The sequence below is a fragment of the Pseudoalteromonas sp. MEBiC 03607 genome (genome assembly GCF_004792295.1).
Lineage (GTDB): Bacteria > Pseudomonadota > Gammaproteobacteria > Enterobacterales > Alteromonadaceae > Pseudoalteromonas > Pseudoalteromonas lipolytica_C.
Genome location: NZ_SRRY01000001.1, coordinates 2,624,200 through 2,645,854, shown reverse-complemented (window position 1 = coordinate 2,645,854; position 21,655 = coordinate 2,624,200). Strand labels below are relative to the sequence as shown.

Genomic DNA, 21,655 nt, shown 5'->3' with positions numbered 1-21,655 from the left:
CCTTTTATTATTTAGATATCCAAACAACCTGTGAAACGCTGAATTCTGCATTTTGAGGTGGCTTGGATATATGCACACTACAACAATGTAAAGGATAAACACTTGAATGAACAAGACCTTTCGGTAATTAACCAAGACAAATGGTTTAAAAATCGCACACAATTATTTAGGGACAAGCTAGTAAAAAATGCTAAATTAATCACCTTAAATGCGGGTGATGCATTGTTTTTGCGTGGTGATGAAAATACCGGTCTGTATTGTGTTATTAATGGCGTGCTTAGAGTTTCTGGGGTCAATAGCCAAGGCAAAGAAGCCGTGCTCAGTTTTGTAACCGGTGCTATGTGGTTTGGTGAAGTGGCTCTGTTTGATGGTGGTAAACGCACCCACGATGTGTATGCTCAAACTGCGGTACGACTTTTACACGTACCTGAGCGGGCATTAACTCAGTTATTACAAGAGCATCCTGCTTATTGGCATGATTTTGGTCTGCTGCTTACCAATAAAGTGCGAAACCTGTTTGACTCATTAGAAGATCACGCACTCCTTACAGCAAAGCAAAAGGTGAGTAAGCGGTTATGTATGCTTTATCAGTCGTCACTCCAAAGTTGTTTGCCGCTTACCCAGCAACAACTTGCCGATATGACCTATTTAACACGGCAAACCATTAATCAAATATTACAATCCCTACAAGCTGATTCAATTATTAATCTTAAATATCAATCGATTGAAGTAATTGACATCGAAAAATTACAATCTCAATGCTAGTTTGGAACTAAAATTGCTACAAAGTTGTAATCAAGCTTAAACGGAAGACAACTTGTGGCAATAACATTTCATAATCAATATAACCCATATCAGGTTTCGGCTGCTGCTAGGCTGTCGCAAACAACTCGCCTCGATGATGTGAAGGCCATGCATACGCCTGCATCTTCAGCACAGCAACTTTTACAAAAGCAGTTTGAGCCCAGTTCTTTTTTAGCACAAGCGCAAGAAGCCTTGGTTTATCAGCGACTCGGGGTTGATAAAGAGAAAATTGATGAAATAAAAGCGCAAATAGAAAAGCTTGCCGAACAAATGCAGCAACAAGGTGCCGACACCAAAGCACTGCAAGAAAAAATGAATGAACTGCAAGGAATGCTTGATGAAGAATATCAAAAAGGACGTGAACGCATGGATATGCAGCCAGAAGCTGAAAAAGGCAAGGTCATCGATGCGTTGGTTTGATGTGTAAGTTTAATATAGCCATTTTAAAATGTCGGTTAGTTGACATTCTTGACGGTGAATTTTCTGCTAATCTGAATTTTGAACACAGTTTTGGCAGGAAAAATAATGAAAACATTAAAACAACAACTGACAAATTACGCTCTTTATCACCGCTCTAAACGTAATATTTACACCCATTTTATTGGCATCCCATTAATTGTATTTGCGATTATTTGTTTATTGAATCGAGTCACGCTTATTTCAGAGCCTGCTTTTATCTCCTTGGCAACCGTGGTGATTGCACTCACCTGTCTTTATTACTTAATGCTTAGCTTATCTATGGGGTTAATTATGGCTGTATGCTTAAGTTTGTTAAGCATTGCTGCTGAGCCTGTGGTGTCGCTCTCAACAGAGTTATGGCTAGCGGTAAGTATTGGTAGTTTTGTTGTAGGTTGGGTATTTCAGTTTATTGGCCATTATTTTGAAGGTAAAAAGCCAGCCTTTGTTGATGATTTAATTGGTTTAGTAATAGGGCCTTTATTTGTATTAGCTGAGTTATTGATTATGCTTGGTTTTTATAAAGATATTGCTGAACATATCGAACAACATGCAGGCCCTAACAAAGCATAACAACAATAAAAAGGAACACATATGCAATTAAATGGTAAAACAGTTTGGGTAACTGGGGCATCTTCTGGAATTGGTGAAGCACTTTGTGAGCAATTAGCTGCAAAGGGCGCAGTGCTGATATTGTCTGCTCGTAATGAAGAAAAACTCAACGCTCTAAATACAAGGCTCGGTGGCAATCATCATGTGGTTGCGCTAGATTTGGCAAAACCTGAAGCCTTACTTGAAGATATGCCCGGAGTGATTGAGCGAATTGGCCGCATTGATGTGCTTATCAATAACGGTGGAGTGTCGCAGCGCAGTTTATTTTTAGAAAATGAATTCACTGTGTATCGCCAACTGATGGAAGTAAACTACTTTGGTTTAATAGCTTTAACCAAAGCGGTAGTACCGCAAATGGTTGAACAAGGTATGGGCATGGTCGTTTCAATTAGCAGTGTAGCGGGTAAAGTCGGTTCAAAGTTCAGAACAGGTTATTCGGGTTCTAAATACGCGGTAGTGGGTTTTATGGATTGCTTAAGAGCAGAGTTAGCCGACAAAAATATAAAATGTTTAACCATTTGCCCAGGTTCAATTAAAACTGCAATTGCGCATAATTCGTTAGATGGCCAAGGTAAACCGCAAAATAAGCCAGAGGAATCAATCGAAAACGGCATGGATGTGGCAAAAGCGGCTGCAAAAATGATTAAAGCCATTGAAGCCGAGAAAGATGAAGTTGTTATTGGTGAAGGAATAAGTGGTTTAGCACCGACTATAAAGCGTTTTTTCCCGGGCTTTTTTAATCGCCTCACAGCAAAAATGAACTACAGGTAATTTCGCTTAGTAAGCGTATAAATAATTATCATTAAACAATGCGCACATGAGTTGCGCATTTTTTATACCAGGCGAACGTTTTTTTATCGTTTTTATCGAGAAAAGGCACTAGTTTGCTATGGTTAAACAGGGATGGATTAGCATACAATGGGGCAAAAGTAGTCCAAACAAGAGAGAACAACAATGGCCGCATTTGGTACTGTATTTATGCCACAAATGATCCAAGCACGTTTTGCTGATAACTCATGGAGTGAAAGCGCGCTGGTCCCATCTGATAAAATCGAATTACATGCGGGTGCACACGTATTACATTACTCAAGCACCTGTTTTGAAGGATTAAAAGCGTTTCGTCACGAAGATGGCTCGGTCTATATCTTTCGTATGGATGCTAACATTGCTCGTATGAAGCAAAGCTCTAAATTACTAAACTTACCTGACTTTGACGAAAGCATGCTTGAGCAAATGATTAAAGACATTGTTAAAGAGTATGCAGACGAAACACCAGCACCGCCGGGGTCTATGTATATTCGCCCAACTCACATTGGTACAGAAGCCGCAATTGGTAAAGCCGCTGCGCCGTCAATGAGTTCCTTGCTTTATGTATTACTTTCGCCAGTGGGTGATTACTTTGCAGGTGGCGCTACTGCACTGCGTGTATTACTTGAAGAAGACGGCATGCGCTGTGCACCTCACATGGGTATGGTTAAAAGTGGTGGTAACTATGCAAGTGCATTAGGTCCAATCTTACAAGCTCGCTCTGAGCATCAAGCTGACCAAATTTTATTCTGCCCAGGTGGCGATGTTCAAGAAACCGGTGCTGCGAACTTTATTCTAATTGATGGTGATGAAATCATCACAAAAGCACTTGATAGCACATTCTTACACGGTGTGACCCGTAATAGTATTTTAACGATTGCGAAAGATTTAGGTATGACCGTATCTGAGCGTAACTTTACTGTGTCTGAGTTGCTTGAAAGAGCTGCTAAGCCGGGCACTGAAGCTGCATTATCAGGTACCGCTGCGGTACTGACGTCGGTTGGCACGCTTATTCATAACGACCAAGAGTTTAAAGTGGGGTCGGGTGAACCAGGTGAAAAAGTCGCTAAATTACGCCAAGCATTGAATGATATTCAATGGGGCAAATCAGCAGATACTCATGGCTGGTTAACAAAAGTATAATTACGCAAACAGTGTTTACTATTGCGAAAAATTAAAGGCCACGCTATTGCGTGGTTTTTTGTTTTTACATTGGTTTACAGCGCTTCCTGTGTTTGACCGCAAATAACTAGACATTCTTTTGTATTAACTTTACTTTCATTTTGTTAACAATAACTAAAAAGTAAAATTATTATGATTAAAAAAGCGCTTGCTTGTGCAATTGTGGTTGCACTGACGGGGTGTAGTGAATCTACCCCAACAAAAACAGAACAAACTATAAAAACTGCAGAGGTTAAAGCTGCTGTGAATTATCCAGAAACGAAAAAAGGCAATGTTGTTGATGAGTACTTCGGCCAGAAGGTAGCCGATCCGTATCGTTGGCTAGAAGACGACATGAGCGAAGAAACGGCGCAGTGGGTAAAAGCCGAAAATGACGTTACCTTTTCTTATCTTAAAAATATTCCTTATCGCGATGAGCTTAAAACCACACTTGAAAAGCTGATGAACTATGAAAAAGTCACAGCGCCATTTAAAGAGGGTGAGTACACTTACTTTTATAAAAACGATGGCTTGCAAAATCAGTATGTGGTTTACCGTAAAAAAGGTGACTCTGAAGCTGAAGTGTTTTTAGATCCAAATACTTTCAGCGCCGATGGCACAACCTCAATGTCGGGCTTAACTTTTACTGAAGATGGAAGTTTAGCTGCTTATCAAATTTCTGAAGGTGGTAGTGACTGGCGTAAAATTATCGTTATTGATACAGCGACTAAACAGCCTATTGAAGAGGCATTAGTCGATGTAAAGTTTAGCGGTATTTCGTGGTTTGGTAACGATGGCTTTTATTATTCAAGCTACGATAAGCCAAAAGGGAGTGAGCTGTCAGCAAAAACAGATCAACATAAGGTCTATTATCACAAGTTAGGCACAGCACAAGCTGATGACCAATTAGTCTATGGCGGTACAGAAGCACAGAAACATCGTTATATTGGCGCTGAGGTAACGCGTGATAATCGATACCTAATAATTGCTGCAAGTACTTCAACATCAGGTAATAAACTGTTTATCAAAGATTTAACTAAGCCTGACAGCAAGTTAGTAACCATTCTAGATAACACAGATTCAGATACATCAATTATCGATAATGACGGCTCGAAACTGTATTTAGTGACTAACTTAAATGCGCCAAATATGCGTGTAGTGACAGTTGATGCCGCTGATCCAAGCCCAGAAAATTGGCAAGATTTAATTCCTGAAACTGACCATGTACTTAGTATTTCAAAAGGCGGTGACTATTTCTTTGCTAAGTATATGGTTGATGCGATTTCGCAAGTAAAACAGTACGATAAGTCAGGTAAACTAGTGCGTGACATTCGTTTACCGGGTGTGGGCACCGCATACGGCTTTAGCGGTAAGCACGACGCTGAAACGCTTTATTATTCATTTACCAATTACACCACACCAGGCAACATCTATTCATTTAATGTTGATTCTGGCCAGTCTGATGTATATCGCAAGTCGGGCGCTCAATTTAATAGCGAACAATACACATCTGAACAAGTGTTCTACACATCTAAAGATGGCACTAAAGTTCCGATGATTATTTCATACAAAAAAGGCACTGAGCTTAACGGTAAAAACCCAACAATTTTATATGGCTATGGTGGCTTTAATGTAAGTTTAACACCAAGCTATAGCCCAACTGTTGCCGCTTGGCTTGAGCATGGTGGCGTGTATGCTGTTGCTAATATTCGTGGTGGTGGTGAATACGGTAAAGAGTGGCATGTAAATGGTACACAGCTTAAAAAGCAAAATGTTTTTGACGATTTTATTGCTGCTGCAGAATACCTTAATGAAAAACAATTCAGCTCACCTGATTACCTAGCGGTACGTGGTGGCTCTAATGGTGGCTTATTAGTTGGTGCGGTTATGACGCAGCGCCCTGAGCTATTTAAAGTAGCACTGCCTGCTGTAGGTGTATTAGATATGTTGCGTTATCACACCTTTACTGCCGGTGCTGGTTGGGCGTATGACTACGGCACCAGTGAGCAAAGTAAAGAAATGTTCGAGTACTTAAAAGGCTACTCGCCAGTTCACAATGTTAAAGAAGGTGTTAGCTACCCTGCAACGTTAGTGACAACAGGGGATCATGACGACCGTGTTGTGCCTGCGCATTCATTTAAGTTTGCGGCTGAGCTACAAGAAAAAGGTGCGAAACAAAATCCGTATCTAATTCGTATTGAAACAAATGCAGGTCATGGTGCAGGAACACCAACCAGTAAAATTATTGATCAATACGCTGATATTTATGGCTTTACCTTATACAACATGGGTGTTAAATCGCTATAAGATAATATTTACTCAACTAAAATAAAAACGCCGAGCTTTAAGCTCGGCGTTTTTATAGCAATTGCTATAAATCTATACCCAGTGCGAAAATCATTTTGTAATCTTCTTTTTCGGGGACTACACCATTTTCATCGGCTATCGGGTCGGATAGATAATCCCAGACTAATGAAATATCAAAATCAATGTCATCAGTAACGTCTATTTCAAAGCTTGCCATTGCATACTGTGAATCGCCACCAGTGTCTTCACTGGCTGTCAAATATCGATAGTTAAAACTAAAATCGATATTTTTGGTTACTTCCAGTTCGTAATTAGTGCCAACAAAATAAGACATTGAAGAATTTGATTTATCTTCACCATTTGCAACGGTATCAAACTCTGTTTTTTGATAAGCAGGACCTGTTGAAAAGTCCCACTCAATTTTGTCGGTATCCATTACGTAATAACCTACACCCGCACCTACAGTGTATTTATTGGCAATGTTTTGAAATGGGTCACGATAGTATTCAAAGAAAATAGGGCGAAAATACATTTTTTGCGTATAAAACCAGTCGAAGGTTCCATTTGCTCGTATGTTATTTTTAGTGACTTGCTCATCGCTGGTGGTGCGATACCCTAAAAACTCAGCTAAAAAGCGACTCGACGCTGTTCTGCGTTTGATATCGGCTCTGGCTGAATATTCAGTTTGATCAGTATTACCTCGAGATAGGTCGGCGCCCAATGATATTTTTATTGTCCAAGCACTAAGCTCACTATCAATTGACGGAGCGATAGAGACTAAATCACGATAACGATACTTAGCAGGAGCATCACCTACTTTTACATAACCACCCGATATATTTAGTGTGCCGCTGAGTTCTTCACCATCATTAAAACGAACTGTGTGATGACGTTCAGAAATAATCATGTAGATATCTTCGCGGTCGATCATCAGGGTATCGAGTACGTCGCTATCGAATTCGAGCTCCTTATCGTACATTGAAACGAGCTCACCTTTGAGCCATTCACCAGAGTTAAGTCGGATCCAATCAAAATGAGTGGCATCTTTTATGATTATGCCGCGTTCTTCAAGTAGTGGATCAGGAAGTGATTCTGCCGCATAGCCTGTAAATGGGCTAGCAACTAATAAACCAAGAAGCAGGTGTTTTTTGAGCATTATTTCAATCCATGTTTAATAAAACCAGCCCACGTTACTTTAGGCTCAAATTGAGCAGGAATACCTACAAAGCTCTGACAGGATGTACAAAGTTCATCAAAGTATTCGTGTCTCAAGCTGCCCATAAGGTAAGCAGATTGGCTAAAATCCATAAAGAATTAGTAGGTTATTTGCTAAAATAACCTACTTAATTTTAGAACATAATATTTAGCTGTTCAAAAAATAGTTAGGCTGAGGGTAAAAATAATCGTTGATAGGTTTTATATGCATACTCGTCACTCATACCTGACAAGTAATCACAGATCACCCGCATTGCATTACCATTATTGTTGTGTGCGTTTAACCACATCTCTTGAGTTGTTTCTGGTAATAAACGCATCGGGTCGCTAGCAAAAGCGCTAAATAATTCTATAAGCAGGTTTTGCCCTTTAAATTCAACCTGTTGCATTTTAGGTTCACGAATTAAACGCTTGAATACAAATTGTTTGAGCACATTGAGTATTTTTGAAAACTCATCAGGCAGGCTAACGGTATATTGTAAAATCTCTGATTCGAATTCGTTATTTTGTACCTCTAAAGAGGCATGGATAATAAATGTATTTACTAACTCACCAATGGCGTCTTTGCGTTCATATTCATGATGTGAGAAAAGCCTTGCGGTAATTGCACTTAAATGAGTTGTTAACCAAGGTGAATTGAGTTCTTGTAACTGAATAAGAGCATGGTTTTGCCAATCAGCAAACGTTAATACTTCAGTGGCAATCGCATCTTCTAGGTCATGAACTGCATAGGCAATATCATCTGCCAATTCCATTATTGCAGAGTCAATAGACTTATAATGAGTTTTAGACCTAAACTCATCCACCTTGTAGTGGCTAGTCAATAATGCTTTGTCGTTTTGTGATAGCGGCGCAATAATCCAATTAAAAACATCGTTATCATCTTTGTAAAGCCCTTTAGCCGGTCGCCAGTGATCGGCTTTTATGAAACTTCGCGTATCAGATAATGGTGGGATGGTATGCCATACATCATCAATAAACGCAGGGTACTTGATAAATCCCAACAAAGTCCGGCGCGTTAGGTTCATACCATAACCGTTGCTGTAGGGTTCAAGTTTAGAAACAATGCGTAAAGTTTGCGCATTGCCTTCAAATCCACCATGCTCGCGCATCATGTAGTTTAAAGCTATTTCACCACCATGACCAAAAGGTGGATGGCCAATGTCATGAGCAAGACATAAGGTTTCGAGTAAGCTGCCACTCGGGAAGTGTTCAAATTCAGGGTGCTGTTTTTTTAAATGGCGCAGCAAACCACTGCCGATTTGTGCAACTTCAAGAGAGTGGGTTAGGCGAGTGCGGTAAAAGTCGTTTAGGCCAATACCCATAATTTGAGTCTTTGCTTGTAAACGTCTGAAAGCAGCGGCATGGATTATACGAGAGCGGTCAACTTGCCATGGTGAGCGGTTGTCATTGGGACGATATTTTTGTTGATCTATAATTCGTGCTTGCCAAGGTTGGCACATAATAAAAAAGCCTATGGTTTCGCGACTGAGTTAATGAAAGTATACGCAACCGCTTGAAAATTGCGAGTATATTGAATGTATTATGAGACTTTTTAAATACGATTGAGGTGAAAAAAATAGCACCGAATTCGCCAAAGATTGGCTTGTTTGATATACTCCGCCTTTGTATGTGTGTGATGTTACCGCACATGAGTAGTAGTTTACTTGAGAGAATACATGCTTAAATACGTTTTTCAAATTTTACTAGCTGCCTTTTTTACTTGGGCACTGTTGTCACCTTTTATAGATAATGAAAGTGGTGTTGACGTATCTTCACAAGACCTTACAACTAGCAAGGGCAGCCAGCAAACTATAAAAAAAGAGAAGCCATTACATAATGTTAAACTCCCTGATTTTGCTGCGTTCAGTGATGTAAAAGAGAAGAAACATGCATTTTTTGATTTTATACGCCCGCATGTTGAGGCTGAAAATAAGAAAATTTTGCAGCAAAGAGCAACATTAGAAATAGCTCGCATGATGCTGGAATATAATGAGCCTTTAACAGTTAAACAAAAATCAGATATAAAGAAAATCCTCACCAGTTATAAACTGCCGACGACGATTGATGTACTGTCACTATCTCAGGCATTACGCCGTGTTGATATTATTCCAAAAGAACTTGCTTTGATGCAGGCTGCGAATGAATCGGCTTGGGGAACATCGCGATTTGCGCGAATTGGCCTTAACTTTTTTGGTCAGTGGTGCTACAAAAAAGGTTGCGGTATGGTACCACGCCGTCGTGCTGATGAAGCTGCTCATGAAGTAACGGCTTTTAAGTCTGTAAGAGCTGCTGTAAGCTCTTACTTTAAAAACATTAATACTCATGCGGCATACAAAGATTTACGTTCAATCCGAGCAGATTTACGCCGTCAACAAAAGCCTATTGAAGCCACAGTTTTAACGCAGGGTTTGTTATCTTATTCTGAGCGACGAGAAGCTTACATTGAAGAGTTAAACACAATGATAAATCAAAACAGAGCATATTTTGATGAATAAAGTTATGTCATGTTTCAAGGCGGTAGTGTTTGCCGCTACCTTAGGTGCTTCTGTAGGAACAGCAACCGCAGGCGAGTTTGTTGTTGCATACGATGGCTTTTATGACCGCCTTAAAGTGGTTAACAAAGGTGACTTTCAGTACGCGCAAGTAAACTTTTATTTATCTGACATTGCTACAAATGATGTATGCAAAATTAAGTCAGGGAAAATAATAACAGAACAACAAGAATTTGATCTTACCTATACAGATCAAGCCCAGTTGTTGCTACCGTTTGATAAACAACTCGATACAGATAAGGCGGTAATTGTCGTAAAACCTGAGAATCCTCAGCATGATTGCCAATTAAAGCTACAAATTGAAGCAACCAACCTGAGTGACTTTGCACTGACAAAAGCAAACCTTTATGAGTTAAATGAAGAGTTTGATGAATTGCTATCTGATTTATCAGGATTCTTCGTCAGTAAATTAATGTGGTTTTTGTTGCCAGAGCAACAGGGAGTTGTGCTTAAATTTGCGGATGAAAATGTGGCAATATCAGAGGCTGATAATTGCAAGCAAAGCCGTTGTGCAATAATGGTGACTGATGATTGGCAAGACAATCAAACAAAACTGCAAACAAGTGCTCGGTTGATCAGCGCAACCCCATGGATTGTTAAATAACTGCATCAACAACACGCCCTGTGCGTATGTAAACTGTGCTATATGAGGGAGCTTTTTATGCTCCCTCAATTATTTTAGCTTGCTTTTATATTTAATTAACCCTTTCATCAACAAGTATTGTTCTAATACTATCTTCTCTATTTTTATTTTATTTACTACTCTTATTTTGTTGGTTTTAAGTTAGGTAAGATAAAAATAATGAGTAAAAAAATATAGTTTCAACTAATTTAGGTAGTCTTCTTACAATAAAAGATCTTAAGGTGTGAAATTTAATTATTATTTATTAATTACTTATGTTCTTGACTGTTTAATGTTGGTAATTTTGTTTGCTAATTTAAAACTAACTAAAAATTATTAAATATACTCCTTGGTGTTGTTAGTAAAAAATAACTAAATTTAATATTTTTAAGAGTTTTCTATATCGATAAATAATAGATGTAGATCAATAAACAATGCTGCAACTGGCATAAAGTAAAAATATACAGTTCTTAATGAAGGTACGTAAATATTTACTAAAAAGGAGTTGCCATGCAGACAGTAAACGTCGAATCAGTATTAATTAAGCCTACAAAAGTAAGTAAGGGAAAAACTAAACAGGATGTTGTATTTGACTTAAATGTAAAGAACCCAAATTTAAAATGGAATGCTGATGGCCTATATCCATACAAGCGTAAAATGGATGTTGTAGAGTATGAGCGCCATAAACATGAACTGCAAATTGAGCTATTAAAAATGCAAGGTTGGGTGAAAGAGACTAACCAACAAATTGTTATTTTATTTGAAGGCCGTGACGCAGCAGGAAAGGGTGGAACAATAAAGCGCTTTATGGAGCACTTAAATCCGCGTGGGGCGCATGTTGTAGCACTTGAAAAACCCACTACCCGTGAACGTGATCAATGGTATTTTCAACGTTATATCAATCATCTACCAGCAAAGGGAGAAATAATTCTGTTTGACCGTTCTTGGTATAATCGCGCTGGCGTAGAGAAGGTCATGGGGTTTTGTGAAGACCAAGAATACCTCGAATTTATGCGGCAAACACCTCAGCTTGAACGCATGTTAGTTAACAGTGGTATTAAATTATTTAAATATTGGTTTTCTGTGAGTAGAGAAGAGCAATTTAGACGCTTTAAATCACGCCAAAACGATCCTCTAAAGCAATGGAAACTGAGCCCGGTTGATATGGCATCATTAGCCAAATGGCATGACTACAGTGCAGCAAAAGACGCCATGATGTTTCATACCCATACTAAAGACGCACCGTGGACTCAAATTCGTTCTGATGACAAAAAACGTGGTCGTATTAACTGCATGCGTCACTTTTTAAGTTGTTTAGATTATCCAGGCAAAGACCATGAAATTGTTGATCAAGTTGACCCATTAATTGTTGGTGAACCAACAAAAATGTCTCAACGTTAAGATTAGGAGAGTGAAATGGAAATTACAGATCCAATGTATGACGAGCGCTTAGCAAAGTTAGAGAAGAGCCTCGCTAAAAGTAAAAAAGAAGTACAAAGAACCGCTGCGATTGCAAAAGAGGCCGCTGAACAAGCCCAAGCAGCCGTTGATAAAGCAAACGAAGCTGAAAGTCTTGCTAAGAATGCTCAAAAACGTCTTAAAGCAGCTAAAAAGCAACTAAAAGAGGCCATAGTGCTCAAGATAGCGCAAAAGAAAGCATCAAAAAAATCTGCCATTAAACGCGCTAAACGTATGGCTAAAAACAAAAAGGCGAAAACAGCAAACGCTTAGTTATAAGTTAAAACTGAATCGAAGCTATTGTTATATGTTGTGGTTTATGAACGGCTGACTAGGTGAATGAATAATACCTGTTGGCAGTCATGCTTAATCATTTAAGAGATTGAAGCTTTTTAACAGCTTTAAAAATTACTTATTTATGACTGTATGGATGTAGTAATTAGCGCAATGTTGAGGCAATTTTCGATAACAAGTAGATAACGAAGTTTGTGTTTTGTTATCAGCCAGTTTATTGCATCAAAGTAGACGGTTTAATTAAGCGAATTGGTATAAAAAGAGAGTTGCTCTTTTGCTAAGGCTCATAGAGCCTCAGCAATCGAGATAACTCTCTTATTTTTTAGAAGATTAGCGAGTTCTAACGAATTACACTAATTTTGCTAAAATATCGTTAAATGTTGTGCTTGGGCGCATTGCTTTGAATGCAAGCTCATCATTTGGTTGGAAATATCCACCCACATCCATTGCTGAACCTTGTGCATCGTTCAACTCAGTGATGATTTGCTCTTTTTGAGCTTCTAAATCAGTAGCGATTTGCGTGAATTGCGCTTTTAATTCCGCGTCATCATTTTGTGCAGCAAGTTCTTGTGCCCAGAATAATGAAAGGAAGAAGTGCGAACCACGGTTATCAATCTCTTTCACTTTACGTGAAGGTGATTTGTTTTCAGCTAAGAAAGTACCTGTAGCTTTGTCTAGTGTATCAGCAAGTACTTGAGCTTTCTTGTTACCTGTATTAACCGCTAGATGCTCTAAAGAAGCTGCAAGCGCTAAGAACTCACCTAAAGAATCCCAACGTAAGTGGTTTTCTTTTTCGAATTGTTGAACGTGCTTAGGCGCTGAACCACCTGCACCTGTTTCGAATAAACCACCACCATTCATAAGTGGTACGATTGAAAGCATTTTAGCACTTGTACCAAGCTCAAGAATCGGGAATAAGTCAGTTAGGTAGTCACGTAAAACGTTACCAGTTACTGAAATTGTGTCTTTACCTTCTTTGATGCGCTCTAATGAGAATTTAGTCGCTTCAATCGGTGCTAAAATGTGGATCTCAAGACCATCAGTATCATGTTGTGGCAGATACGCGTTTACTTTTTTGATTAATTCAGCATCGTGTGCACGGTTTTCGTCTAACCAGAAAACTGCCGGTGTGTTAGTTGCGCGAGCGCGGTTAACAGCAAGTTTAACCCAATCTTGAATTGGTGCGTCTTTTACCTGACACATACGCCAGATATCGCCTTGCTCAACAGCATGCTCAAGTAATGTTGTGCCAGCTTTGTCTACTACACGGATTTTACCAGCTGCTGTAACTTCAAACGTTTTGTCGTGTGAACCGTACTCTTCAGCTTTTTGCGCCATAAGACCAACGTTAGGTACGCTACCCATTGTTGTTGGATCGAATGCACCGTTTTCTTTACAGAAATCGATAGTTGCTTGGTAAACACCTGAGTAACAACGATCTGGAATTACAAAGCTTGTGTCTTGTAATTTACCTTCGCTGTTCCACATTTGACCGCTAGAACGAATTGCAGCAGGCATTGATGCATCGATGATTACATCGCTTGGAACGTGAAGGTTTGTGATACCACGGTCAGAATCAACCATAGCAATAGCAGGGTTGTTGTCGTATACAGCTTGGATATCAGCTTCGATTTCAGCTTTTTTAGCTGCGTCTAGGCTTTCGATTTTTGAGAATACATCGCCAAAGCCGTTGTTTACGTCAACATCTAGTTCTTTGAAAAGATCAGCGTGTTTTGTAAATACGTCTTTGAAGAATACTTTTACAGCGTGACCGAAGATGATTGGATCAGACACTTTCATCATGGTTGCTTTCATATGTAACGAGAACAACACGCCTTTGTCTTTCGCAGCTTGAATTTCTTTAGCAAGGAAAGCTTGAAGTTTAGCGGCACTCATACAAGAAGCATCAATAACTTCGCCAGCTAATAGTGGCGTGCTTGCTTTAAGAACCGTAATATCGCCGTTTTCAGCAACATGTTCGATACGCACGTCAGTTGCTTCAGCTACCGTTACTGATTGCTCAGAACCGAAGAAGTCACCTTCTTCCATGCTTGCAACGTAAGATTGAGAATCTTTGCTCCACGCACCCATTGAGTGTGGATTGTTGCGAGCGTATTCTTTAACTGAACTAGGTGCACGACGGTCAGAGTTACCTTCACGAAGAACCGGGTTTACAGCAGAACCTTTGATTTTGTCGTAAGTTGCTTTGATTTTCTTTTCTTCATCAGTTTTTGGCTCTGATGGATAATCAGGTAAAGCGTAGCCTTTCGCTTGCAACTCTTTGATTACAGCACGTAACTGAGGAATAGACGCACTGATGTTTGGTAGTTTGATAATGTTAGCTTCAGGTGTTTTAGCCATATCACCTAATTCAGCAAGTGCATCATCAATTCGTTGTTCTTCAGTTAAATACTCAGGGAAGTTGGCAATTACACGGCCCGCTAATGAAATATCGCGAGTTTCAACTTCAACACCTGCAGCGTTTGTGTACGCTTGGATGATTGGTAACAATGAATACGTAGCAAGAGCTGGCGCTTCATCTGTTTTAGTATAGATAATTTTTGATGTCATCATCATTCCTAGATAGTTGGCGTAATGTTTGATTGTAACTGCGCTAACAGTAACCCTTAATTAGCCATATTCAACAATGCAATTATACTGCTATGGTATATCAAGTCTTAAATATAAGTATTTCGATATAACGACAGCAAGCAGTCTGTTAGCTGTTGCAACTTAATACAGAGTATCAAAATAACCACAGCTGACAGACTGTAATACCAATTTGCAAAATAGATCTTTTAATTATGCAAAAAGGCATAAAATTCTTATAGCTCAAATAAGCTAGCTTTGAAATTAGCCAAAAGCCTTACGTCAAAATGACGAAAAAGCTAAATTTAAGCAACAAGAGTGTAACAAGCTTGGCTCTAAAGGGCTAATAACAATTAAACTATTGGGGTAAAGAAATGGAATTTCAAGTTGAAAATAAAAATCAGTGGTAGATAGGGAAGTAAGCGAGGATCTTAACAAGGTCGCTCGCTTGGTACTCGAATAGGTTCACCTAAGAGATCTCATCGTTAGGCGCAATATTCGTTGCGTGTAACCCTTTAGGACCTTGTTGCAATTCGAATGTTACATCTTGACCAGCTTTAAGTGTTTTATAACCGTCCATTACAATCGTTGAGTAATGAGCGAATATATCAGTCTCGCTGCCGTCTTCTACGATAAAACCAAAACCTTTGGCATTGTTGAACCATTTGACTTTTCCACAAGCCATACTTCTACATCCTTCTATAAGTTGACTAATTTAGTTATTCTAAACCGTGTAATTTGCTAGACTGACTAATGATTAATCAATCTATCTTTGACTGTAGTTTATTTGGCCAATCAGTCAAGTGTTTTGGGCTATTTTTTAACAATTTATTTATTTTTTTATTCAAGTTTGCTTGAGTTCTAAAGACAAGACTATATTTATTATGAGTGGTATGAAAGATTCTGGTGTTATTGATACAGTTCGCGATAGTGAAAAGCAAAAATTGCAGCCGCCGCGAAAATATAAAGTCATTTTAAACAATGATGATTACACGCCTATGGACTTTGTGATAGAAGTACTTATGACGTTTTTTAATATGGATAGCGATAGAGCAACAGATGTGATGCTTCAAGTTCATCATAACGGTAAAGCAATATGCGGTGTTTACAGTGCCGATGTAGCCCATACCAAAGCTGAGCAAGTTAATCGTTACGCACGAGATAACGAGCATCCACTGCTTTGTAGTTGTGAGCAGGAATAAATACCAAGGTAGGGTGAACCGATTAACCCGTCACAACGGTATATAAAATATTATCTCAGTAAGGGGTTGCCAATGCTAAACAAAGACTTAGAACTAACTCTGAATGCGGCGTTTCGCGAAGCGAGAACGCGTCGGCATGAATTTATGACCGTCGAGCATCTTTTACTTGCGCTGCTCGATAACCCTTCTGCTGGAGAAGCGCTAAACGCCTGTGGTGTTGATATGGGCGCATTAAAAGTTGAATTATCAGAATTCATTGATGAAACCACGCCTGTGATTCCTGATCTTGAAGAAGACAGAGAAACACAGCCAACATTAGGTTTTCAGCGAGTATTACAGCGCGCTGTATTTCATGTGCAATCATCAGGCAAAAATGAAGTTACTGGCGTGAATGTGCTGGTTGCTATTTTTTCTGAGCAAGAAAGCCAAGCGGTTTATTTACTGAAAAAAGCCGACATTAACCGTTTGGATATTGTGAATTTCATTTCGCATGGTATTTCTAAAACTGATGACGATCTTGGTGGTGAAGACCATGATGATATCCATGAAGAAGTGCAAGAAGTGCAGGGTGAAGAGCCAACAAAACTCGAAAACTTTACAACGAACCTTAACCAACAAGCTATCGACGGGAACATCGACCCATTGGTAGGCCGCGATAACGAAGTTGAAAGAACGGTTCAGGTATTATGCCGTCGTAAGAAAAATAACCCACTACTGGTTGGTGAAGCTGGGGTTGGTAAAACAGCGATTGCCGAAGGCCTTGCTTATCGCATTGTCAATAAAGAAGTGCCAGAAGTTATCGCTGACGCGGTGGTTTATTCACTTGATATGGGGGCGTTGCTTGCCGGTACTAAATACCGAGGTGATTTTGAAAAACGTTTCAAATCACTATTGAAAGAGCTACAAGCAAAGCCTGGCTCAATTTTATTCATTGATGAAATCCACACTATCATTGGTGCAGGTGCTGCATCGGGTGGGGTAATGGATGCATCAAACCTGATTAAACCGCTGCTTTCAAGCGGTAAGCTTCGCTGTATGGGTTCTACAACCTATAACGAGTTTAAAAATATCTTTGAAAAAGACCGTGCTTTAGTACGTCGTTTTCAAAAGATTGATGTGCTTGAACCAAGCGTGGCTGATACTACAAAAATTCTTAACGGCTTAAAAGAACGTTACGAAGAGCATCATGGTATTCGTTACACGCAAAAAGCGCTTAAAGCGGCTGCTGAGTTAAGTGCAAAGTACATTAATGAGCGTCATTTACCCGATAAGGCAATTGATGTCATCGATGAAGCTGGTGCAAATCAACGTTTGCAACCAGCATCAAAACGTAAAAAAACCATTGGTGTGGCAGATATTGAGCTGATTGTATCTAAAATGGCTCGTATTCCGCAGCAAAGTGTTTCGTCAAGTGATAAAGAAACGCTGAAAAATCTTGATCGCAACTTAAAGATGCTGGTGTTTGGTCAAGACCAATCTATCGATGCACTGACATCTGCTATTCGCCTATCTCGTTCTGGTCTTGCCAATGAAGATAAACCGATTGGCTCGTTCTTGTTTGCTGGCCCAACAGGGGTTGGTAAAACAGAGGTTACTAAGCAGCTTGCTAAGTGCATGGGCGTTGAGTTTATACGGTTTGATATGTCTGAGTATGTTGAGCGTCATGCGGTGAGCCGTTTGATTGGTGCGCCTCCTGGCTATGTAGGTTTTGAACAAGGCGGCCTACTGACAGAAGCAGTGATTAAAAACCCGCATGCGGTTGTGCTTTTGGATGAAATTGAGAAAGCTCATTCCGATATTTACAACATTCTACTGCAGGTTATGGATCATGGCACATTAACCGATAACAATGGCCGTAAAGCAGACTTCAGAAATGTTGTACTGGTTATGACAACCAATGCTGGTGTGCAAGAGACTGTTCGTAAATCAATCGGGTTTACTGAGCAAGATCATTCTCATGATGCGATGAGTGAAATTAACAAGGTATTTTCGCCTGAGTTTAGAAACCGTTTAGATAATATCATTTGGTTTAACCACCTTGAGAAAGAGGTTATCTTGCAAGTGGTTGATAAATTCATTGTTGAATTACAAGCGCAACTTGATAAGAAGTCAGTTAATCTTGAGCTTACCTCTAAAGCTAGAGAGTGGTTGGCAGATAAAGGCTACGATAAGGCAATGGGGGCACGTCCGATGGCACGTGTTATCCAAGATGAGCTTAAAAAGCCACTGGCAAATGCAATCTTATTTGGTGAATTAGCCGATGGTGGTTCGGTTAAGGTCTCGGTGAAGGATAAAAAGATTCACTTTGACTTTGAGACTAGCCTAGAAACAGCTTAAGTTGATTCTTAGCTGAAAACAAAAAGCCCAGCAATTGCTGGGCTTTTTGTTTATTAAATGGAATTAAAACTAAGTTAGTTTTAACACCATTTAACAAACGCTTTTAGCTCTTTGTAATAAACACACCTGCTCACTCAAAGCAGCAAAAAGCTAAATTTCTCGTTATCGCACTAACTTAGCGAGCACGGAATACGATGCGACCTTTCGATAAATCGTAAGGAGTCATTTCTACGGTTACTTTGTCGCCAGTTAAAATGCGGATGTAGTTTTTGCGCATTTTACCAGAGATATGAGCCACAACTACGTGACCGTTTTCTAGCTCAACTCGGAACATTGTATTTGGTAAAGTATCAAGGACCGTACCTTGCATTTCGATTACGTCTTCTTTCGCCATGTTTAGCGTAACACCTCTTTAATAGTTAAACGCTGCAGATTTTGCCGAAAATACGGCAATAAGTAAAGCTACAGGGCTCAAATTTGTCAATTAAATCGCCAACCACTGATCGCCAATATGCTTTTGTGCCGGCAAAAATTGAGTTTTATATTTCATTTTGTTGCATTCATCGATTTGATAACCCAAATAGACAAATTCTTTTGCTTGTTGTTTTGCAAACTCAATTTGTTCCATGATCATAATACTGCCGATACTGTATTGTTCATAATCTGGGTCAAAAAAAGTATAAATAGCTGAAAGTGAATTCTTCATACAATCGGTAACCGCGACTGCGACTAACCGATCCTCATCACGCAACTCAATAAAAGTCACAGGAAGCCATTTGCAAAATAAAAAGCTCGCGTATTGATTTTGCTCGGGAGGATACATAGAGCCATCTTGGTGTCTTTGCGTGATGTACTTACTGTACAGTGGGTAATACTCAGCACGTTCATGATCACTATAGCTAACAGTAAAGCGCTTTTTGGCTTTATTCATTTTACGCTTTTGCGATTTTGAAGGAGTAAATTGCTGTGCAAGCACCCGCACTGAGTTACAAGCATTACAACTTGGGCAGTGGGGACGATAAATCTGATCACCACTTCGCCTAAACCCTAAAGCAAGTAGTTCCTCAAACCTATCAGGGCCATAACAACTTGGATCAAGAATAACCAATAGTTGTTCTTGGCGATTTGGTAAATAACTACAATCAAATTGTTGGCTTAAACCTAGTCTTGCGGGTAAATGCTCAGTCATAAATATCAATCAACTCTTGCGGTTGCCACATACTTGCTGTGGGGATGTAGCTATGGGCTAATTTAAGTCTAGTTAAAAATTCTCTACGTGGAATAACTTTTGCGCCTAAAGTGATCAAATAGGGGTTTTCTAATTGACAATCGATAAAATGGGCGTGGTGTTTTTTTAGCCAGTTAACTAATGCCCACATCGCAAGTTTAGAACCATTGCTGATGGTATGAAACATGGATTCACCACAAAATATACCGTTTTGCATGATGCCATACAAACCAGCAACTAGTTCGTTTTCTTGCCATATTTCTACACTGTGAGCAATATTTTGATGATGTGCTTCGATATAAGCATGCATCATTTGCTCAGTGATCCAGGTACCTTCAGCGTCGAGTCGTTGCTCACGGCAAGCATTGATAACGTGCGAAAAAGCGTGATTAACAGTGACTCGAACCGGAGCACGTTTTAAGTGCTTTTTTAAACTACGACTGACATGAAATTCATTTAACTCAATAATACCGCGCATGCTAGGTGACCACCACATAATTGGTTCGTAATCACTAAACCATGGGAAAATACCATTTTTATAAGCATGTTTAATGCGGTTAACTGATAAATCACCACCAATAGCTAATAAACCATCAGGCTCATCGAGGGCATATTCAGGATTTGGGAAATCTACACTCTCGGGTGAGAGCTGATAAAGTTGCTTGATCATATCAGCATTATCGTTGTTATTTATTATGATTCTAGCAAAATTTTAGCCATAAAAAAGGGGCTGTTTTTCGACAACCCCTTACAAAGCTAGTATTTAGCAATAGATTATAGATTATCTAAAAAGCGCTCAGCATCTAGGGCAGCCATACAACCTGTACCTGCTGATGTGATTGCTTGACGATAAATGTGATCACACACGTCACCTGCAGCGAATACACCTGGTACGCTTGTTTGTGTCGCATTACCGTTTAAGCCTGATTCAACTACTAAGTAGCCATCTTTCATTTCTAGCTGACCTTCGAACATGTCAGTGTTTGGCTTATGGCCAATTGCGATGAATACACCTGCAAGGTCAAGGTTTTCAGTCTCTTCTGAGTCAGTTGCTTTAATGCGGATGCCAGTAACACCCATTTCATCACCAAGAACTTCATCTAAAGTACGATTGTAATGTAAAACAACATTACCGTTTGCCGCTTTTTCATTTAAACGATCAGCCAGAATCTTCTCGCTACGGAAGCTATCGCGACGGTGGATCACGTGTACTTCGTCGGCGATGTTAGATAAGTAAAGAGCTTCTTCAACTGCCGTATTACCACCACCAACAACAGCAACTTTTTGACCGCGATAGAAGAAACCATCACAGGTTGCACAAGCAGAGACACCACGACCTTGGAAGTTTGTTTCAGATTCTAAACCTAAGTACTTAGCAGACGCACCTGTTGCAATGATTAATGCATCACAAGTATATGTACCTGAATCACCTGTTAAAGTGAAAGGGCGCTTAGTTACATCAACTTTGTTAATGTGATCGAAGATAATTTCAGTTTCGAAACGTTCAGCGTGCTCTTTCATACGTTCCATTAATGCAGGGCCAGTTAAGCCATGCGCATCACCAGGCCAGTTTTCAACTTCGGTCGTTGTTGTTAATTGACCACCTTGTTGAATTCCTGTGATTAGAACAGGGTTAAGGTTGGCACGTGCTGCGTATACCGCCGCCGTGTAGCCCGCAGGTCCAGAACCCAAAATTAATAGTTTACAGTGTTTAGCGTCACTCATGGTTTTTCCTAAAAACGTTTCAATACGATGTCTATGCGACCGATTCTAAGAAAAACAAGGCGGATGTAAACAAAAGGCTCGATTATTTTTTTTGGTAAATCGCAAAGCTGTCAAATAATCCTTACTCATTATGATTTAAGCTGCTCTTTTTGCTTGTTAAATGAACTATTTCTTAATTGTTATGCCTTCAAAGTACGTTTATTCATGACCAAGCAATATTTTTTTGGTATGTTTTAGCTAATTTTGATATTAGCTTTAGTTATGAGCTAAATAAATGAACAGG

At 39.5% G+C, this 21,655-nt stretch carries 19 protein-coding genes and 1 pseudogene; 12 read left to right on the top strand and 8 right to left on the bottom strand.

All coding sequences use genetic code 11. The features are described from left to right. Positions 1-102 precede the first annotated feature (102 nt). The 6 genes and pseudogenes from E5N72_RS12110 (at position 103) to E5N72_RS12085 (ending at position 6,147) form a co-directional block, all read left to right on the top strand. On the top strand, positions 103-765 hold the full coding sequence (locus E5N72_RS12110) for a Crp/Fnr family transcriptional regulator (RefSeq protein WP_135925015.1): 663 nt from the start codon (positions 103-105) through the stop codon (positions 763-765). Positions 766-819: 54 nt separating this feature from the next. After that, entirely contained in the window at positions 820-1,224 is a 405-nt protein-coding gene (locus E5N72_RS12105) for a hypothetical protein (protein ID WP_135925012.1), read from the top strand. 105 nt (positions 1,225-1,329) lie between these two features. Beyond that, positions 1,330-1,833, top strand: a complete 504-nt coding sequence (locus tag E5N72_RS12100) for an Mpo1-like protein (protein ID WP_135925010.1) — start codon at positions 1,330-1,332, stop codon at positions 1,831-1,833. A 21-nt stretch (positions 1,834-1,854) separates the two neighbouring features. Next, complete coding sequence (locus E5N72_RS12095; RefSeq protein ID WP_135925008.1) at positions 1,855-2,643, top strand: SDR family oxidoreductase; 789 nt, start codon at positions 1,855-1,857, stop codon at positions 2,641-2,643. 177 nt (positions 2,644-2,820) lie between these two features. Continuing rightward, positions 2,821-3,822, top strand: a pseudogene (locus tag E5N72_RS12090) (branched-chain amino acid aminotransferase); the annotation flags it as partial. 171 nt (positions 3,823-3,993) lie between these two features. After that, positions 3,994-6,147, top strand: a complete 2,154-nt coding sequence (locus E5N72_RS12085; RefSeq protein WP_135925006.1) for a prolyl oligopeptidase family serine peptidase — start codon at positions 3,994-3,996, stop codon at positions 6,145-6,147. Positions 6,148-6,211: 64 nt separating this feature from the next. Here E5N72_RS12085 and E5N72_RS12080 read toward each other — a convergent pair whose 3' ends face one another. Next, positions 6,212-7,303: a DUF481 domain-containing protein gene (locus E5N72_RS12080; protein ID WP_135925004.1), complete on the bottom strand. Its 1,092-nt coding sequence runs from the start codon at positions 7,301-7,303 to the stop codon at positions 6,212-6,214. A gap of 226 nt (positions 7,304-7,529) precedes the next feature. Continuing rightward, positions 7,530-8,825, bottom strand: a complete 1,296-nt coding sequence (locus E5N72_RS12075; protein WP_135925001.1) for an anti-phage deoxyguanosine triphosphatase — start codon at positions 8,823-8,825, stop codon at positions 7,530-7,532. Positions 8,826-9,041: 216 nt separating this feature from the next. On the opposite strand from E5N72_RS12075, the gene E5N72_RS12070 reads away from it, so the two are divergent. The 4 genes from E5N72_RS12070 (at position 9,042) to E5N72_RS12055 (ending at position 12,270) form a co-directional block, all read left to right on the top strand. Then, positions 9,042-9,860 (top strand): glucosaminidase domain-containing protein, encoded by an 819-nt coding sequence (locus E5N72_RS12070; protein WP_135924999.1) that lies wholly within the window; start codon positions 9,042-9,044, stop codon positions 9,858-9,860. Further along, the gene (locus E5N72_RS12065) at positions 9,853-10,521 is read left to right on the top strand and encodes a DUF2987 domain-containing protein (RefSeq protein WP_135924998.1); all 669 of its coding nucleotides are present in this window, start codon (positions 9,853-9,855) and stop codon (positions 10,519-10,521) included. The genes E5N72_RS12070 and E5N72_RS12065 overlap by 8 nt, the downstream gene beginning before the upstream one ends. Before the next feature lie 528 nt (positions 10,522-11,049). After that, positions 11,050-11,940 carry a polyphosphate kinase 2 gene (gene ppk2 / locus E5N72_RS12060; RefSeq protein WP_135924996.1) on the top strand — a complete coding sequence of 297 codons (891 nt, stop codon included), beginning with the start codon at positions 11,050-11,052 and terminating at the stop codon, positions 11,938-11,940. Positions 11,941-11,955: 15 nt separating this feature from the next. Then, positions 11,956-12,270, top strand: coding sequence for a hypothetical protein (locus tag E5N72_RS12055; protein ID WP_135924994.1), 315 nt, complete (start codon positions 11,956-11,958; stop codon positions 12,268-12,270). Between the two features lie 369 nt (positions 12,271-12,639). Here E5N72_RS12055 and E5N72_RS12050 read toward each other — a convergent pair whose 3' ends face one another. After that, positions 12,640-14,862, bottom strand: a complete 2,223-nt coding sequence (locus E5N72_RS12050) for an NADP-dependent isocitrate dehydrogenase (RefSeq protein ID WP_135924991.1) — start codon at positions 14,860-14,862, stop codon at positions 12,640-12,642. A gap of 487 nt (positions 14,863-15,349) precedes the next feature. Next, positions 15,350-15,565 (bottom strand): cold shock domain-containing protein CspD, encoded by a 216-nt coding sequence (cspD, locus tag E5N72_RS12045; RefSeq protein WP_036968098.1) that lies wholly within the window; start codon positions 15,563-15,565, stop codon positions 15,350-15,352. A gap of 208 nt (positions 15,566-15,773) precedes the next feature. Here cspD and clpS point away from each other — a divergent pair, with 208 nt between their 5' ends. Both clpS and clpA read left to right on the top strand, forming a co-directional pair. Continuing rightward, positions 15,774-16,082, top strand: coding sequence for an ATP-dependent Clp protease adapter ClpS (gene clpS, locus E5N72_RS12040; RefSeq protein WP_171040478.1), 309 nt, complete (start codon positions 15,774-15,776; stop codon positions 16,080-16,082). Between the two features lie 72 nt (positions 16,083-16,154). Then, a complete protein-coding gene (gene clpA, locus E5N72_RS12035) occupies positions 16,155-18,419 on the top strand; it encodes an ATP-dependent Clp protease ATP-binding subunit ClpA (RefSeq protein WP_135924985.1) in 2,265 nt (754 codons plus the stop codon). A gap of 175 nt (positions 18,420-18,594) precedes the next feature. On the opposite strand, the gene infA is transcribed toward clpA, so the two are convergent. From infA to trxB, 4 genes are all read right to left on the bottom strand, one after another. Then, a complete protein-coding gene (gene infA, locus E5N72_RS12030) occupies positions 18,595-18,813 on the bottom strand; it encodes a translation initiation factor IF-1 (protein WP_002962494.1) in 219 nt (72 codons plus the stop codon). 90 nt (positions 18,814-18,903) lie between these two features. Next, the gene (locus E5N72_RS12025) at positions 18,904-19,608 is read right to left on the bottom strand and encodes an arginyltransferase (protein WP_135924983.1); all 705 of its coding nucleotides are present in this window, start codon (positions 19,606-19,608) and stop codon (positions 18,904-18,906) included. Continuing rightward, a complete protein-coding gene (gene aat, locus E5N72_RS12020) occupies positions 19,601-20,317 on the bottom strand; it encodes a leucyl/phenylalanyl-tRNA--protein transferase (protein ID WP_135924981.1) in 717 nt (238 codons plus the stop codon). Before aat ends, E5N72_RS12025 begins: the two co-directional genes overlap by 8 nt. Positions 20,318-20,421: 104 nt before the next feature. Next, positions 20,422-21,372 (bottom strand): thioredoxin-disulfide reductase, encoded by a 951-nt coding sequence (gene trxB, locus E5N72_RS12015; protein WP_135924978.1) that lies wholly within the window; start codon positions 21,370-21,372, stop codon positions 20,422-20,424. Positions 21,373-21,655 lie beyond the last annotated feature (283 nt).

Coding starts and splice junctions, on each gene's coding strand:
- E5N72_RS12095 (WP_135925008.1), top strand. CDS start 1,855: ATGCAATTAAATGGTAAAACAGTTTGGGTAACTGGGGCATCTTCTGGA.
- E5N72_RS12055 (WP_135924994.1), top strand. CDS start 11,956: ATGGAAATTACAGATCCAATGTATGACGAGCGCTTAGCAAAGTTAGAG.
- E5N72_RS12025 (WP_135924983.1), bottom strand. CDS start 19,608: ATGACTGAGCATTTACCCGCAAGACTAGGTTTAAGCCAACAATTTGAT.
- E5N72_RS12070 (WP_135924999.1), top strand. CDS start 9,042: ATGCTTAAATACGTTTTTCAAATTTTACTAGCTGCCTTTTTTACTTGG.
- trxB (WP_135924978.1), bottom strand. CDS start 21,372: ATGAGTGACGCTAAACACTGTAAACTATTAATTTTGGGTTCTGGACCT.
- E5N72_RS12085 (WP_135925006.1), top strand. CDS start 3,994: ATGATTAAAAAAGCGCTTGCTTGTGCAATTGTGGTTGCACTGACGGGG.
- clpA (WP_135924985.1), top strand. CDS start 16,155: ATGCTAAACAAAGACTTAGAACTAACTCTGAATGCGGCGTTTCGCGAA.
- clpS (WP_171040478.1), top strand. CDS start 15,774: ATGAAAGATTCTGGTGTTATTGATACAGTTCGCGATAGTGAAAAGCAA.
- E5N72_RS12075 (WP_135925001.1), bottom strand. CDS start 8,825: ATGTGCCAACCTTGGCAAGCACGAATTATAGATCAACAAAAATATCGT.
- infA (WP_002962494.1), bottom strand. CDS start 18,813: ATGGCGAAAGAAGACGTAATCGAAATGCAAGGTACGGTCCTTGATACT.
- E5N72_RS12100 (WP_135925010.1), top strand. CDS start 1,330: ATGAAAACATTAAAACAACAACTGACAAATTACGCTCTTTATCACCGC.
- E5N72_RS12050 (WP_135924991.1), bottom strand. CDS start 14,862: ATGACATCAAAAATTATCTATACTAAAACAGATGAAGCGCCAGCTCTT.
- aat (WP_135924981.1), bottom strand. CDS start 20,317: ATGATCAAGCAACTTTATCAGCTCTCACCCGAGAGTGTAGATTTCCCA.
- E5N72_RS12080 (WP_135925004.1), bottom strand. CDS start 7,303: ATGCTCAAAAAACACCTGCTTCTTGGTTTATTAGTTGCTAGCCCATTT.
- cspD (WP_036968098.1), bottom strand. CDS start 15,565: ATGGCTTGTGGAAAAGTCAAATGGTTCAACAATGCCAAAGGTTTTGGT.
- ppk2 (WP_135924996.1), top strand. CDS start 11,050: ATGCAGACAGTAAACGTCGAATCAGTATTAATTAAGCCTACAAAAGTA.
- E5N72_RS12065 (WP_135924998.1), top strand. CDS start 9,853: ATGAATAAAGTTATGTCATGTTTCAAGGCGGTAGTGTTTGCCGCTACC.